At 64.4% G+C, this 1,609-nt stretch carries 1 protein-coding gene and 1 pseudogene; one reads left to right on the top strand and one right to left on the bottom strand.

The window, feature by feature from the left end:
- A pseudogene (locus A8G15_RS30775) lies at nucleotides 1–158 on the top strand (helix-turn-helix domain-containing protein); the annotation flags it as partial.
- Nucleotides 159–220: 62 nt separating this feature from the next.
- Here A8G15_RS30775 and A8G15_RS21030 read toward each other — a convergent pair.
- Complete coding sequence (locus tag A8G15_RS21030) at nucleotides 221–1,468, bottom strand: IS256 family transposase (protein ID WP_068164063.1); 1,248 nt, start codon at nucleotides 1,466–1,468, stop codon at nucleotides 221–223.
- Nucleotides 1,469–1,609 lie beyond the last annotated feature (141 nt).

The raw sequence follows: 1,609 nt of genomic DNA, 5'->3' as shown, positions 1-1,609 counted from the left end.
CCGACGGCCTGCTCGGAGAGGCCTCGCTCCGGACCCTCGCCGCTCGGATCGGCAAGAACGTCTCCACCGTCTCGAGGGAGATTCGTCGCGGCAGCCTCGAGGGCCGGTATCTGCCGTATCAGGCCGATCGGGCAGCCGCCGCAGGCGATAGTGCCCCGTGGAGTGGTGGACTTCGGATCGGCTCGCGGTATGCGCGGTGATCAACGAGTCGCGGTGAATACTATGCTGTTTCGCTCGAACCGGTCAACGACACAACCGGTCCGGTAGCGTGCTGCTTGGCGGCGATCACCGCCCGGAGCTCGTCCATGCTCACATCCGAGACATACCGGCGGGTGACCTGCCACTCGTCGTGCTGCTCGATGACCACCGCGGTCGCCAACCGCAGGAATGCCGCCGGATTCGGGAAGATCTCCACGACATCGGCTCGACGCTTGATTTCCTTGTTCAACCGCTCGATCGGATTGTTGGACCAGATCTTCTGCCAATGCGCCTTCGGAAACGCGGTGAACGCCAAAACATCGTGCTTGGCGGCCTCCATCAACGCCGCGACCTTCGGAAACGACCCGGAGAAGGTGTCGGTGACCTGATCCCACTGCGCGGCGACCTCGACCGGATCGGTGTGCGCGAAGATCGTCTTGACCGCGGCCATCACCGGCGGCACATGCTTGGCCGCCACAGCTGCTCGGATGTTGCGCATGAAATGCACCCGGCATCGCTGCCACGACGATCCCGCGAACTGCTGCATCACAGCGGCTTTGAGCCCACTATGGGCGTCGGAGATCACCAGATGCACCCCGGACAGACCCCGGGCCTTGAGGCTGGTGAGGAACTCACGCCAGAACTCGAATGACTCCGAATCACCGACGGCGGTACCCAGGACCTCGCGGGTACCGTCGATCGACACTCCGGTGGCCACCACCAGCGCCTGGGACACCACATGCGCACCCACTCGGACCTTGCAGAACGTAGCGTCGAGAAACACGTACGGAAAGCTCGTGTGCGTCAGCGTGCGCTCCCGGAACCGGGCGATCTCGGCATCGAGGCCGGCGCAGATCCGTGACACCTCCGACTTCGAGATCCCGGATCCGACACCCAACGCGCCGACCAGGTCGTCGACGCTGCGGGTCGATACGCCGTGCACATACGCTTCCATCACCACCGCATACAGCGCCTTGTCGATCCGGCGGCGTCGTTCCAGCAGCGACGGGAAGAACGAGCCGGACCGCAGCTTGGGGATCTTGACCTCGACATCGCCGCTGGTGGTGGCCACGGTCTTCGTTCGATGTCCGTTGCGGTGCGTTATCCGGGTGTCGGTGCGTTCGTAGCGGCCGGCGCCGAGCTTGTCGGTGGCCTCGGCTTCGATCAACGCTTGCAGGCCGGTGCGGATCAGTTCGGCGAACACGCTGGCGCTGTCGGCGCCCTTGAGCGCGTCGAGCTGGGTGAGCAGTGCAGAATGATCGTGGGTCATCGCGTGGGTGCTTTCTGTGAGTCACTGTGAGAGGTAACTCGTTGATCACTACGCGATGGCCCACTCTCATCGAGGGAGCGACACGCCGCGGACCTGGCCGGATGCCCTCAGCCGATTCCCACCACTCCCCGGGACTTACCC

It is taken from the genome of Rhodococcus phenolicus, from assembly GCF_001646785.1.
GTDB classification, from domain to species: Bacteria; Actinomycetota; Actinomycetes; order Mycobacteriales; family Mycobacteriaceae; genus Rhodococcus; species Rhodococcus phenolicus.
Note: the sequence above shows the minus strand (reverse complement) of the source record. Positions and strands in the feature narration are given on the sequence as shown.

Bases quoted from the DNA above. Each gene is read 5' to 3' on its own strand.
- A8G15_RS21030 (WP_068164063.1), bottom strand. From the start codon at position 1,468: ATGACCCACGATCATTCTGCACTGCTCACCCAGCTCGACGCGCTCAAG.